Source organism: Methanococcoides burtonii DSM 6242, assembly GCF_000013725.1.
GTDB lineage: Archaea > Halobacteriota > Methanosarcinia > Methanosarcinales > Methanosarcinaceae > Methanococcoides > Methanococcoides burtonii.
The window spans coordinates 2545680-2558129 of the sequence record NC_007955.1 but is presented as its reverse complement, the minus strand read 5'-3'; the positions used below and the strand labels follow the sequence as shown (position 1 = coordinate 2558129).

9 protein-coding genes are annotated in these 12450 nt (G+C 45.1%); 5 read left to right on the top strand and 4 right to left on the bottom strand.

Features of this window, described 5'->3' with window-relative positions:
* Positions 1-7: 7 nt before the first annotated feature.
* The 3 genes from MBUR_RS12605 to MBUR_RS12595 form a co-directional block, all read right to left on the bottom strand.
* Complete coding sequence (locus MBUR_RS12605; RefSeq protein ID WP_011500412.1) at positions 8-1504, bottom strand: acetyl-CoA carboxylase biotin carboxylase subunit; 1497 nt, start codon at positions 1502-1504, stop codon at positions 8-10.
* 14 nt (positions 1505-1518) lie between these two features.
* Positions 1519-3234: a sodium-extruding oxaloacetate decarboxylase subunit alpha gene (gene oadA, locus MBUR_RS12600; protein ID WP_011500411.1), complete on the bottom strand. Its 1716-nt coding sequence runs from the start codon at positions 3232-3234 to the stop codon at positions 1519-1521.
* Between the two features lie 265 nt (positions 3235-3499).
* Positions 3500-3967 carry a hypothetical protein gene (locus MBUR_RS12595; RefSeq protein WP_011500410.1) on the bottom strand — a complete coding sequence of 156 codons (468 nt, stop codon included), beginning with the start codon at positions 3965-3967 and terminating at the stop codon, positions 3500-3502.
* 143 nt (positions 3968-4110) lie between these two features.
* Between MBUR_RS12595 and MBUR_RS12590 the strand changes: the two genes are divergently transcribed.
* On the top strand, positions 4111-7548 hold the full coding sequence (locus MBUR_RS12590; RefSeq protein WP_048063431.1) for a DNA polymerase II large subunit: 3438 nt from the start codon (positions 4111-4113) through the stop codon (positions 7546-7548).
* A gap of 40 nt (positions 7549-7588) precedes the next feature.
* Here the strand turns inward: MBUR_RS12590 and mmp10 are convergent, their stop codons facing one another.
* Entirely contained in the window at positions 7589-8818 is a 1230-nt protein-coding gene (mmp10, locus tag MBUR_RS12585) for a methyl coenzyme M reductase-arginine methyltransferase Mmp10 (protein WP_011500408.1), read from the bottom strand.
* A 423-nt stretch (positions 8819-9241) separates the two neighbouring features.
* Here mmp10 and mcrB point away from each other — a divergent pair, with 423 nt between their 5' ends.
* The 4 genes from mcrB to mcrG are packed head-to-tail and all read left to right on the top strand — an operon-like array spanning position 9242 to position 12439.
* Entirely contained in the window at positions 9242-10546 is a 1305-nt protein-coding gene (mcrB, locus tag MBUR_RS12580; protein ID WP_011500407.1) for a coenzyme-B sulfoethylthiotransferase subunit beta, read from the top strand.
* 36 nt (positions 10547-10582) lie between these two features.
* Positions 10583-11071 carry a methyl-coenzyme M reductase operon protein D gene (gene mcrD / locus MBUR_RS12575; RefSeq protein ID WP_011500406.1) on the top strand — a complete coding sequence of 163 codons (489 nt, stop codon included), beginning with the start codon at positions 10583-10585 and terminating at the stop codon, positions 11069-11071.
* A gap of 5 nt (positions 11072-11076) precedes the next feature.
* Positions 11077-11679: a methyl-coenzyme M reductase I operon protein C gene (gene mcrC / locus MBUR_RS12570; RefSeq protein ID WP_011500405.1), complete on the top strand. Its 603-nt coding sequence runs from the start codon at positions 11077-11079 to the stop codon at positions 11677-11679.
* A 13-nt stretch (positions 11680-11692) separates the two neighbouring features.
* Positions 11693-12439, top strand: coding sequence for a coenzyme-B sulfoethylthiotransferase subunit gamma (gene mcrG, locus MBUR_RS12565; protein ID WP_011500404.1), 747 nt, complete (start codon positions 11693-11695; stop codon positions 12437-12439).
* The last annotated feature ends 11 nt before the right edge of the window (positions 12440-12450 follow it).

Genomic DNA, 12450 nt, shown 5'->3' with positions numbered 1-12450 from the left:
ACAGACCTTATTTAGTCTGTTGACCATTTGACTGCTGTTTTGCAGCATTTACATAAGCACTGACTACCGCAGTAGCAGCTGCTGTCTTACGTGAATTATTACCAAGTACAGATGCAAGAGTGAAACCTTTTTCCTTTTCATCCTCCACGACTCCCTTTACTGCTTCAAGGATATTATGGTCTTCGATGAAATGAGTTGTCAGATCCCCACGTACGAACGCTTCATTGGAAAGGACAGCCTTATGGAATGGAATATTGGTAGTGACACCAACAATGACAAACTCATAAAGTGCTCTCTTCATCCTACTGATAGCCTCTTCCCGAGTCTCACCCCAGGTACAAAGCTTTGCAATCATCGAATCGTAGAAAGGAGGGATCGTATAGCCCATATAGACACCACTATCTATACGTACACCCGGACCCCCTGGTGAGCGGTACCTGGTGATCTTACCCGGAGAAGGTGCAAAATCATTGAGAGGGTCTTCGGCATTGATACGACACTCGAATGCATGCCCTGTGATCTTGATATCTTCCTGCTTGAAAGGAAGTTCTTTTCCACATGCAATATGCAACTGCTGCTTCACAAGATCGAGGCCGGTAACAAGCTCTGTGATACAATGCTCCACCTGAAGACGTGTATTGACCTCGAGGAAATAGAAATCTCCCTTGGAATAAAGGAACTCGACAGTACCTGCATTCTCATAACCGATGGACTTTACCGCTTTGACAGCAGCCTCACCCATTTTCTTACGCAGCTCCGGGCTCAGCACCGGAGATGGAGCTTCTTCCATGAGCTTCTGGTGCCTGCGCTGTATAGAACATTCCCTGTCCGATACATAAACGGTATTGCCATGACTATCTGCAAGTATCTGGAACTCGATGTGGCGAGGTTCCTCCACATACTTCTCAATGAACACAGTAGGATCACCAAAAGCAGATTGTGCTACCGATTGGATAGACTCCAGAGAAGACTGGAACTCATCCTTTGAATAGACGACCTTCATACCAATACCACCGCCACCTGCAGATGCTTTTATCATCACAGGATAACCAATGGAATCAGCCATCTCGAGGGCTTCATCCACATCTTCAATGGCCTTGTCATATCCCGGAACTACCGGAACACCAGCTTCTATCATAAGTTTTCTTGCAGCGATCTTGCTGCCCATCTTCTCAATGACCTCACTAGAAGGACCGATGAACACGATCCCAGCAGCCTTACACTTCTTTGCGAAAACCGGATTCTCTGAAAGGAAACCATATCCAGGATGGATCCCTTCCGCACCCGACTCCTTTGCCACTTCGATTATCTTGTCCATGTTCAGATAACTCTGGCTTGAAGGTGAAGGACCGATATGATATGCTTCATCTGCATATTTTGGAAAAAGGGCATTCTTGTCAGCATCCGAATATACAGCAACTGTGGAAACATCAAGTTCCCTGCATGCACGCATTATACGGATAGCGATCTCACCCCTGTTTGCTATAAGGACTTTCTTGAACATGATAAGAACTCCTGTTAGTTAATAGTCATCAGTACTTCGACCTTACTGACCAGATCCCCTTCGGAAACGAAGATACCCTTTACCACACCGCCATGGGAAGCATGGATAGCATTCTCCATCTTCATGGCCTCGATCACACAGACCTTGTCGCCTTCTTCAACAGTATCTCCGACACTGACATTTATGGAAAGGACCATTCCCTGCATGTGGCTTGTAACCGCACCCTCGCATTCAACTACCTCTGAAGACTTCTCAGCAACAGTGACAGAACCTCCGGCTGGCTCTACTTTGACCTCAAATACCTCGCCTTCGATCTCAACTATATAATCCGTTGGAATGGCCACATTCACCGGTGCAACACCAGTAGCTGCCTTTGTTGCAACAAGCTCTTCCTCCTCAGCTTCACCAAGCAGGAACTTAGGTGCAATTGCAGGATACAGGATATAAGTAAGTACATCCTCCTCTTTCTTCACAAGACCCTTCTCTTCGGCCTCTTTTTTAAGTGACTCATACTCAGGTTTGAGAAGGTCAGCAGGACGAACTGTGATAGGCATCTCATCGCCAATTATCTTCGCGATCATTTCGGAACTGATAGGTGCAGGTGACCTGCCATAGAGACCACGCACATAATCCTTGACCTCTTTCGGAATGACCTTATAGCGTTCACCCATAAGCACATTCAAAACAGCCTGTGTGCCTACGATCTGGCTGGTCGGGGTGACAAGCGGAGGATAACCAAGCTCCTCACGTACTTTTGGCATTTCCTCCAGAACCGCCTCATATTTATCAAGGGCATTCTGCTCCTTAAGCTGTGAAACAAGATTGGAAAGCATACCGCCAGGGATCTGATACAACAATACGTTAGTATCGATCTGCTCTGAAATAGGATCAAGGATACCCCGGAACTCTTCTTTAAGGTCCTTGAAATATTTTGAAGCTGCTGTGAATTTCCCAAGATCAAGTCCTGTGTCATATTTTGTCCTCTGTAGAGCAGCAACAACAGATTCCGTAGGTGGCTGGGAGGTTCCTCCTGCCAGGGGAGAAAGTGCAGTATCGAGAATATCGACACCTGCCTTACATGCAGCCAGGTAGCTCATGGATGCCATTCCTGATGTACAATGGCAGTGGAGTGCCACAGGAAGTCCTACCTCTTTTTTGAGTGACGTTATAAGCTCATATGCTTCATGCGGTGCGAGAAGGCCTGCCATGTCTTTGATACAGATCGAGTCACAATCACGTTCAGCAAGCTCATTTGCAAACTCGACATATTTCTCCACTGTATGTACCGGACTTATTGTATAACTGATAGTACCCTGTACATGAGCACCGACATTCTTTGCAACTGAGATAGCTTTCTCCATGTTGCGTATATCATTAACAGCATCGAATATCCTGAAGATATCAATGCCATTCTCATGTGCTTTGGTAACGAATTTTTCCACAACATCATCAGAATAATGACGATAGCCCACAAGGTTCTGACCCCTAAGAAGCATCTGCGCAGGAGTTTTCTCCATGCGACTCTTAAGCTCCCGGAGCCGCTCCCATGGGTCTTCGTTCAGATAACGGATACAGGTATCGAATGTTGCACCACCCCACATTTCAAGGGAATAGTAGCCAACCTCATCAAGTTTGTCGATGATAGGCAGCATGTTACGGGTTCGCATACGTGTTGCGAGAAGGGATTGGTGAGCATCCCTCAGAATAGTTTCCGTTATTTTTACTGTCATTATTTGTACCTCATAATTATCAATTCAGACCCAGCTTGGATCAATACGTTTATCATAAGCCGAAATTGAACTTAATTGAACATATACTTTTATGTAGTTTCTGGTAAGCGTTTATAAGCAAAACGTGATAAGTAGTATTTAATTAATAATATAATACATCTGCATAGTTCGATTCACAACATTCAAACCCCTATCCAAAATGAAAAAAATAGAAAATGGAAAATAGAAAAATAGAGAAATCGAAATATGCATTTTAATGCAATATTTATACAACTCCAACCGTACCTAAAAGTTTCAAGAAAACTCCACCTACAGAGATAATGATCTTATCTATAGTGCTTGCTGCCTCGATCATAATCTTGCCATTATCATATGCATCATTGAAATCCGCAACAGCATCCTCAGAATCCAGTAGATCCCTCACTACATCTTCACTGGAAGTTACAATAAGATCTGGTTCAAAACCAGGATTGGAAGCATTTACATCTTCAAAGGTCGTAACCTCCAGATCTACATTAGTTACTGCTTTTATAGCAAGTTTGCTTGCATCGTTCATATCGATGAACAAAAGCATTTCTTCATTTCCTATAACATATTTAACACTTGAAGGAACTTGATCGACGTTCTCATTAAAATCGTTCACAGCAAGGTCCAGGTCGTCAAAAAGATCTGCAGATGCAGGAATTGAAAGCATTGAAATAATCAACAGAATTGTTAGTATACCCCATTTCATTATATACACCTCATTAAAACTAAATGTTACTATTTAATTATATCGTTACAAATATAAAAACATATGGTTTAATCTCAATCGACATCAACATCTTTTTAATTTCACACCTTATAGTCACTGACAAGAAGGGAGAACAAACCAATATGGCAGAAATAGTTGCAAGCGATGAAATGAATGAGTACTTCAACACCCTTGAAGGCACACTAAAAAAAGAGATAGACATTGTAAACGATGCCCGATCCAGGGGTAAAGACCCAAAACCACATGTCGAGATACCTCTTGCAAAGGACCTTGCCGACCGTGTGGAAAACCTCATCGGAGTCAAAGGGGTTGCCGAACTTATACGCAAACTTGAAGAAACGATGTCAAGAGAAGAAGCTGCACTGGCACTTGGAAGAGAGGTCGCCCAGGGAAAGGTAGGAGAGTTCGACTCGAAATCAGAAGCTATAGAAGCTGCCATACGCGTATCTGTTGCAATGCTCACAGAAGGAGTTGTAGCAGCTCCCATAGAAGGAATAGACCGTGCCAGTATAGGAAAGAACGATGACGGTTCTGAATATGTGAGCATATTCTATGCAGGCCCGATACGCAGTGCCGGAGGTACAGCTCAGGCACTATCTGTCCTTGTCGGAGATTATGTGCGCAGAGGCGTTGGTATCGACAGGTACAAACCTCGTAAAGAAGAAGTTGAGCGTTACATCGAAGAGATCATGCTCTACAAACGGGTTGCAAGTCTCCAGTACACCCCTTCTGAGGAAGAGATACGCCTTATTGTAGAGAACTGTCCTATCTGTATCGATGGAGAACCCACCGAAGCGGAAGAGGTCGAAGGACACCGCAACCTTGAGAGAATTGACACTAACCGGGTGCGTGGCGGAATGGCATTGGTACTTGCCGAAGGTCTGGCACTGAAAGCCCCGAAGATACAAAAGCATGTGAAAAATCTGAAGATCGATGGCTGGGAATGGCTCGAGCAACTAATCTCCGGTGTAAAAAGTTCATCCGAGAGTGATGAAGATGAAGAGACTGATGGGAAGCCGAAGATAAAACCAAAGGATAAGTATATGCGGGACCTCATTGCAGGAAGACCTGTTTTTTCCCATCCATCAAGACCCGGGGGGTTCAGACTTCGATACGGACGATCACGCAATACCTCATTTGCAGCTGCGGGCATAAGTCCTGCCGGAATGATAGTGATGGATGATTTCATTGCACCCGGAACACAGCTTAAGGTAGAACGTCCTGGAAAGGCCGCAGGCATGGCCCCGGTAGATTCCATTGAAGGACCCACTGTCCGCCTTAATAACGGCGATGTTATCAGAATAGACACCATCGATGAAGCATACGCCCTTCGTTCCGAAGTAGAAGAAATAATTGATATCGGTGAGATATTAATCAACTACGGGGATTTCCTTGAGAATAACCATCCCCTTGCACCTTCCCCATATTGCTTTGAGTGGTGGATACAAGAATACAGGAAAGCCGCCCCAGATACAGAAACCAATGAGGCGGAACTGAAAGAGCCGACACAAGAGGTTGCATTGGACCTGTGCAAGGAACTGAACATACCACTGCACCCGAAATTCACATACCTTTGGCATGACATTGACAATTCCCAGTACACAGCACTTGCGGACCTTATTTCGAAAGATGGTCTGCTTGAAGCGGACGGGTCATTTCTTAAGTTGCCACTACAAAGAACAATTGATACAGGAATGAAGAAGGTACTCGAAGACCTCCTTGTACAACACAAGATACAGGGTCAAGCGCTAACTATAGAAGAACCACTTCCGCTTATCCATTCCCTGGGACTCGATGAGGAGCTATCGAAAGGATGGGATTCACTCGGACATGAAGAACTGCTCGAGAATATCAATGAGATAGCCGGGTTTGTAGTCAGACCCCGCGCCCCAACCCGCATTGGTGCCAGAATGGGGAGACCGGAAAAATCCGATAAAAGGAAAATGACACCGGCACCACATGCGCTTTTCCCTATTGCAGAGGCAGGCGGTAACACCCGAAGTCTCGAGAAGGCAGCAAATTTCAAGGTCAACACGAATTCAAAGGCAGGCACTATCCCGGTAGAGATCGGAAATAGGATCTGCCCTGCGTGTGGAGTGGAAGGCTTTGAATTCAGATGTGAATGTGGAGAATACACATTACCGAAATTGTTCTGCCCAAGATGTGGCATTTCGGTAAACAAGGAAAAATGTCCGAAATGTAATTCCAAGACCACCTGTACCAGCATGCGTAAGATCGATTTCAAAAGCATTTATCAGAAAGCTTTTGAGAGTATAGGAGAAAGGGATCACCTCGATTCTTTCAAAGGTGTCAAGAAGATGATGTCAAAGCACATGACACCGGAGCCTCTTGAGAAAGGCATTCTCCGAGCTAAACATGGTCTGTTCACATTCAAAGATGGTACTGTACGATATGATATGTCGGACATCCCCCTTACCCACATACGACCAGCAGAGATAGGCGTCAGTTGTGAAAGGATGATAGAACTTGGCTATTTGAAAGACATCTATGGCAAACCCCTGATCGATAGTGAGCAGGTACTTTGCCTCAAGGTACAGGATCTGGTGATCTCATATGATGCCGCCGACTATATTTTGAGAATCACACAGTATATTGATGATCTGCTAGTGAAATATTATAAGGTCGCCCCATATTATAATGCAAAACACATCGACGATATTGTTGGCGTGCTTCTTATGGGACTTGCACCCCACACATCCGCAGGTGTTCTTGGAAGACTTATCGGATTCACCACTGCTTCAGTGGGTTATGCACATCCGTACTTCCATGCAGCAAAAAGGAGAAACTGTGATGGGGACGAAGACTGCGTTATGCTTCTTATGGATGGCCTTCTTAATTTTTCCCGTGATTATCTTCCCGACAAGAGGGGAGGACAGATGGATGCACCACTTGTTCTGACCACCCGCCTCGATCCAAGCGAGGTCGATAAGGAAGCACATAATATAGATATGTGTGCATCTTACCCGCTGGAATTCTATGAAGCGACCCAGAACATCGCAAATCCAAAGGACTTTGAAGGTACCATGGACCTTGTAAGTGGCAGATTGGGTACGACACTGCAATATGAGGAGTTCATGTTCACCCATGACACATCCAATATTGCTGCCGGGCCGCTCAAAAGTGCATACAAGACCCTTGGGACCATGGTGGAGAAAATGGACGCTCAACTTGAGCTTGCTAAGAAGATACGTGCGGTGGATGCGCCCGATGTTGCGGAAAGGGTATTGACATCACATTTCCTGCCGGATATGTTCGGCAACCTGAGGGCCTTTTCAAGACAGAGGACCAGATGTGTCAAATGTGCTGCCAAGTTTCGCAGGCCACCCCTTACCGGAAGTTGTCCGAAATGCGGTGGCCGTGTGATACTGACAGTACACGAAGGAGCCGTTAAAAAATATCTGCAGGTTTCTATAAAAATAGCGGAAGAGTATAATGTTTCCAGCTATACAAAACAACGTATAGAACTGATAGGTTATGATATGAAATCCCTTTTCGAAAATGATAAGTCAAAACAGATGGGACTTTCCGACTTCATGTGAGGTCGGAAGGTCTGTATTTTAATTACGGCAAAGGCTCCATTTATACAGGCATACCAATCGCGTTGATGTGTTCGATAAGCTCTTTAAAATTCTCAAATTCAAGATCTAAAACCTCTTTTTCGGTCATACCAATAGACATCTCGCCATCCACGGTCAATGATTCAGGACCACGCCTTACCATCCTATCAACGCCATCGGCAGAAAGTACTGCCTTTGCCTCGGGATCGTGAACAAAAGCACGCCCAGGGATCAGCACTGTTTCTGTGACTTCGGAAAGATCAATATCATTGAGGTCATCAATGGTTATCAAACATCCAATGTCCTTGTTAAGTCCGATTACATTAACAGTGCCTCCGAGCTTGCCAAATATCTCAGACAGTCTGCCTGCAGCTACATTACTTGTTAGTATAGTGGCTTTTTTTCGGACCTCAGGAAGTTGTGCCAAAAGGTCATCGTTCAAACGTATGGCAAACGGAGAACCTATAAGAGGATCTTCCATAGGAGTGCCAGTGATCCTGAGATCATGTTTTGATGCAGCTTCGCGAACTATTTGGGTGAATTCATCCACCGTGTGGGTCTTGATATTGTCCATAATTGGTGCATTCCCGAGAATAAGGCCTTCTTCCCTTGAATTTGCAAAACGCATCAGAATAGCACCTGTCGCACCCATCTCTTCGAGGTCACTCAGTGACTTTTCGAGTACGGCACCATCGTTAATACCAGGTATTACGACGATAGCACCATAAACCTCACAATTTGCGCAGAACTCCCGAAGTACAGCCAACGATATCTCTGGTTCAGGATCGTTCATATACTTCCCGCGGATCTCGGGGTCAGTAGCAAATACTGTAAATGAAACTTCGGTTACACCGTTCTCAATAAAGAATGAAGCATCTTCTTCAGAAGTGAATCCTTTTCCACTTGTGTAGCCAAGATGGATGGGTTTTTGGAACTGAGATAGCAAATATACCAGTTCTTTAAGGTCCGGATAACAGCTGACATCGCCACTGCCACTTATTGTGATCTTGTCAAGCTCGCCACTGCTAAAATGTATAGCTTGTGAGACCTCCCCCATGACATATTGAGCAGGTTTGAAACCGGAGTAGAGCTCTTTTACACCACGTGTACAATAGTCACACCCCTTTGAAAAAGGAAAGCAGTGTTTACAACCAAACGCAGGTACATCTTTCACTTTCTTGAAATAGCAATAACTGCAAAACCCACGGCAATCCACACCTGGGTTGCCTCCAACATCTGCTCCGATTTCCATATCAATCGGAGATACCTTAAATCATGTAATACAAATCATTTGTGGTGTCAAACCCGGGTAAGCCCCATTGTGAATATTATTACTTACAAAATTAAAATATACAGTATTAAAATACATAACTGTTGTTACAAATGTAGTAAAAAGTATGTATATTGTATGTATATTACATACAAAGTATCAAACACATAAAGACCCGCACGAACTATGTTCATGATTTATCGTGAGGAATTTGGCTATCCATAATCTAAATCCAAAAGCTTTAAACGTAAAAACAGCATTCCAAATTTGAATTGACTAGAAGGGACTACAATTGGGAATGTAAAAAACACATTAATGGTAATCGAAGAGAAGTTCCGAGCCATTAGTTCAATTATGTGATTTCCAGGAAGAGTTCCTGTAATAAAATTTAGGAGGAAACTATACGTGTCTGACAAAGTAGACATATATGACGACAGAGGTACACTGTTGGAAAGCGATGTAGATATACTCAACCTCGCCCCAACAACAAATACAGCAATAGGAAAGATCATCAAAGACACAAAGAGAACTGTTGCTATCAATCTTGCAGGTATAGAGAAAGGTCTCGCAACCGGCAAGTATGGTGGTAAAGGACGTCAGATTCTCGGACGCAGTCTTGAATATGATATCGTAGGGAACGCAGATGCTATCGCAGAGTCTGTTGCAAACCTTGTAAAGGTAAGCAATGATGACGACACAGTAGTAAAAGTGATCGGCGGCGGAAAACAACTTCTTGTGCAGGTCCCAAGCGCAAGAACAGACGCTGGTGCTGACTTCGTTTCAGGAAGCACAGTAAGTGGCGCAGCTGTTGTAGAGACCATCATTAATACGTTCAACACCGACATGTTCGATGCACCACTAGTAAAGGGCGCTGTCTGGGGTAGCTACCCACAGACCATGGACATGAGTGGCGGTAACGTTGCATCAATTCTCAGCATACCACAGCAGAATGAAGGTCTCGGTTTCTCCTTGAGGAACATCATGACCAACCACGTCGCTGCTATCACAGGCAGAAAGGCAATGAACGCTGCTGCACTCTCTTCGATCTACGAGCAAGCAGGTATGTACGAGATGGGTAATGCGGTAGGTTCATTCGAGAGACACCAGTTACTTGGATTTGCATATCAGGGTCTTAACGCTAACAACGTAGTCTATGATATCGTCAAAGAGAACGGTAAGACCGGTACAATCGGCACAGTTATCGATACAGTTATCGAGAAAGCAATCGATCTCGGCGTCATCGAAGTTGACCACACAGCACCATCCGGATACAAATTCTATAAAGCAAATGACGTATCCATGTGGAACGCATGCGCAGCAGCTGGTCAGCTTGCAGCTACACTCGTAAACTGTGGAGCAGGCAGAGCAGCTCAGAACGTATCATCAACTATCGTGTACTTCAACGATATACTCGAGAAGCAAACAGGTCTTCCTGGCTGTGACATGGGTAGAGCACAGGGTACTGGAGTCGGATTCTCTTTCTTCAGCCACTCAATCTACGGTGGTGGAGGTCCAGGTATCTTCAACGGTAACCACGTTGTAACAAGACACTCCAGAGGATTCGCAATTCCTTGTGTATCCGCTGCATGTGCAATTGACGCAGGTACTCAGATGATAACTATCGAAAAGACATCTGCACTTGTCGGAAATGTGTTCGGTTCGATCGAAGAATTCAGAGAGCCAATCAAAGCAGTTGCAGGGGCACTCTAATACAAGTGTTCTAACAGATCTCAAAGGTAATACATAATGGTCGAATCTGTCACAAATTTAGAAGATCTCATTCAGATCGAGATATGTCCAGCACGGTTCCTGAGTCCAGAGACCGCACAGAGACTACTCAATGAACTGAGCAACATCGAAGGCATTACACGGGCATTCGTACATGGCCCGAGGTTACCAAAGACCGTACCATACGGACCGGCAACCGGACACGATGTTGATCATAAATTCAGTAAAAATATCCAGATCGGTGAAACGGATATGGACCTTGCTGTAATTGTTGGCCGCATAAGGCTGGAGATCCTTAACGAAGAAATCAGAGAGAACATCAGAGAAGTGTGCGAGCGAACACTACCGATGGGCTATGAGTTCCGGCAAGGACTTTTCATACAAAGGAGGCAAACCGTTTCAGACTATGCAAAACGCGGACCTGGTGCTGACCCGACTACTTTAGGGCTAGCTGATCCGAAAGGAAAGGTCGGAAATCGTGTCTGTATGTTAAATCCAGCGGAGTGATCGATTTGTTCGACCGGGAAACTCAAGTTGTAGATTGCAGGCATGGAATGGGCCTTGGCCGAGGTGGAGGACTCGCACAGCGCGGTACACTTTCCGAGACAGGACGCCCTGATGTCATCGCAGTTGCAATGAGCCCGGGAAGACGACATATCACAAAGCCGATATGTGAACTCACATACGGCATGCGCAGGGAGGAGATACAGGTCAGTGTACTGGTACTTAATTCTGGATCCGGCATTCCTGATACTCCTATGAGATCAGGTTCATTCGGGATAACACCTGAAGAGATTGCCCAGATATCCAGACATAAACTGGCCGTTATCCATACCGGAAACATACGGGATCACGTGGTTAAGAAAGTAAGGGAAATTCTAAAGGAAGCAGATACCCCGGCAATAGTCGTCTGTCAAGCAAACATTGATTTTGAGGATCTTGCAAGGGTAGGCATAAAGACCAAGATTGTAAAGCCAAAAAGTAGCGAGATCCAGACGAAAGGTAAAGTCATGGATATCGTAACAGGCATCACAAGAGGTGAGTCCTGTTCAAGGGATAAACTAAACGAACTTGTGAAAGCCGTTAAAACTACAATGAGATCGATCGATAATTAAGGAGTGTTATAACATGGCATACGAAGCACAGTATTATCCAGGTGCAACATCCGTTGCAGAGAACAGAAGGAAACACATGTCCGGTAAGGTCGAGAAGCTCAGGGAAGTCTCTGATGACGATCTGACCTTAGTACTCGGACACCGTGCACCAGGTAGCGATTACCCAAGCACACACCCTCCACTTGCTGAGATGGGTGAACCAGAATGTTCAGTCAGAGAGATGGTCGAAGCAACACCAGGCGCAAAAGCCGGTGACAGGGTAAGGTACGTTCAGTTCGTTGACTCAATGTACAACGCACCTTCAACCCCATACTTCAGATCCTACGCAGTAGCTATCAACCACAGAGGTGTCGACCCAGGTACACTTTCCGGTCGTCAGGTCGTAGAAGCTCGTGAAAGAGATATGGAAGAAGTCGCAAAGTTCCAGCTCGAGACAGAAATGACCTGCCCGGCACTTGCAAGTCTTCGTGGCGCAACAGTGCACGGTCACTCACTCCGTCTCCCAGAAGACGGTATCATGTTCGATATGCTCGACAGATGCCGCCTTGAGAACGGCGTAGTAATTATGCACAAGGACCAGGTCGGAAGAGCTATCGATAAAAAGGTAGACTTCGGAAAACCAATGTCTGAGGAAGAAGCTGCCAAGAGAACCACAATCTACCGTGTAGACAATATTGCATTCAGAGATGACGCAGAGGTCATCGAATGGGTCCACACAATATTTGAGAAGAGAACCGCATATGGATTCAAGCCAGAGTAAGCGAGGTGAAA